Source organism: Campylobacter concisus (assembly GCF_002912895.1).
Taxonomy (GTDB): Bacteria; Campylobacterota; Campylobacteria; order Campylobacterales; family Campylobacteraceae; genus Campylobacter_A; species Campylobacter_A concisus_G.
Genome location: NZ_POZX01000003.1, coordinates 1 through 1,734 on the forward strand (window position 1 = coordinate 1; position 1,734 = coordinate 1,734).

Annotated in this window: 1 protein-coding gene; it reads left to right on the plus strand. The window is 41.2% G+C overall.

The annotated features are described in order from the left end of the window. The coding region (locus CYP51_RS00335; protein WP_103623933.1) for a ribonucleoside triphosphate reductase at positions 1 to 1,734 on the plus strand (1,734 nt) is incomplete at both ends.

The following is a 1,734-nucleotide window of genomic DNA, read 5'->3' on the forward strand; positions in this document are numbered from 1 at the left end:
TCCAAGATGCGATCGAAAAAGAGCTATTTAATAGCGGGTATTTCGACGTTTTAAAGAGCTTTATGCTCTACCGTCATACCCACAAGCTTCAGCGTGAGCAAATTTTAGGGCTAAACGAAGATACGACCTACATAAACTCAACCCAAACGATAAATGAGTATATAAACGGTACTGACTGGAGAATTTCTGCAAACTCAAACACAAGCTACTCAAATGCAGGACTCATCAACAATACTGCCGGTAAAGTCATAGCAAATTACTGGCTAGACGCTGTTTATAGCAAAGAAGAAGGTCTTGCTCATAGAAATGGCGATTATCACATCCACGACCTTGACTGCCTTACAGGGTATTGTGCTGGCTGGAGCTTGCGAGCATTGCTAAATGAGGGCTTTAACGGCGTTCGTGGTAGGGTCGAGAGCAAAGCGCCAAAGCACTTTAGAGAAGCGCTTTATCAAATGGCAAATTTCTTAGGAATTTTGCAAAGCGAGTGGGCTGGCGCTCAGGCGTTTTCTAGCTTTGATACCTACCTTGCACCTTATGTTTTCAAAGATGATCTAAGCGACGCTGAGATCAAAAAGGCGATCACTAGCTTTATTTTTAACTTAAATGTGCCTGCACGCTGGGGACAAAGTCCATTTACAAACGTAACTATCGACATCACTTGCCCAAGCGATCTAAGAGATCAGATCCCAACGAGCGATGATATACACCTCTTTACAAACGTAAAAGATGAAAAAATTTTGAAAAAAGCAAACGAGCGTGGCAGAAAAAATTTGATCGATATGACCTACAAGGACTTCGAGCCTGAGATGGCACGTATAGATAAGGCATTTTACGAGGTTTTAACAGCTGGTGATAAATGCTCGCAGCCTTTCACATTTCCTATACCAACGGTAAATATCACAGAGGATTTTGACTGGGATAGCGAAGTGGCGGATGTACTCTTTGAAAATACCGCCAAAATGGGCTCAAGCTACTTTCAAAATTTTATCGGCTCACAATACACTTACGATGAAAATGGCAACAAAATAGAAAACGAAAAAGCCTACAAACCAGGTCATGTTCGCTCTATGTGCTGCCGTTTGCAGCTTGATCTAAGGGAGCTTTTAAAACGAGGTGGTGGTCTTTTTGGTAGTGCAGAGATGACAGGCTCTATCGGCGTTGTCACTATAAATTTGGCTCGCCTAGGATACAACTTCAAAGGCGATAAAGTCGCACTTTATAACAGGCTTAGTTATCTTTTGGAGCTTGCTAAATCGACACTTGAAAAGAAGCGTAAATTTATACAAGAGATGTATGACAGAGGGCTTTATCCTTATACGGCTAGATATCTAAAGCACTTTAATAACCACTTTAGCACGATTGGCATAAATGGCATGAACGAGCTTCTTAGAAATTTCACAAATGATAAAGAGAATATCTCAACAAAATTTGGACGCGATTTTGCTATTGAGATGGTTGAGTTTTTACGCGATAAGATAAGGACATTTCAAGAAGAGACTGGAAATTTATACAACCTTGAGGCGACTCCAGCTGAGGGCACAACATACCGCTTTGCCAAAGAGGATAAAAAGCGCTATCCAGACATCATCCAAGCAGGTGGCGGGGAGAATATTTACTACACAAACTCAACCCAGCTTCCAGCAAATTTTACAGATGATGCTTACGAGGCACTTGATTTACAAGATGATCTTCAGACTTCATATACTGGTGGCACAGTATTTCACCTTTATA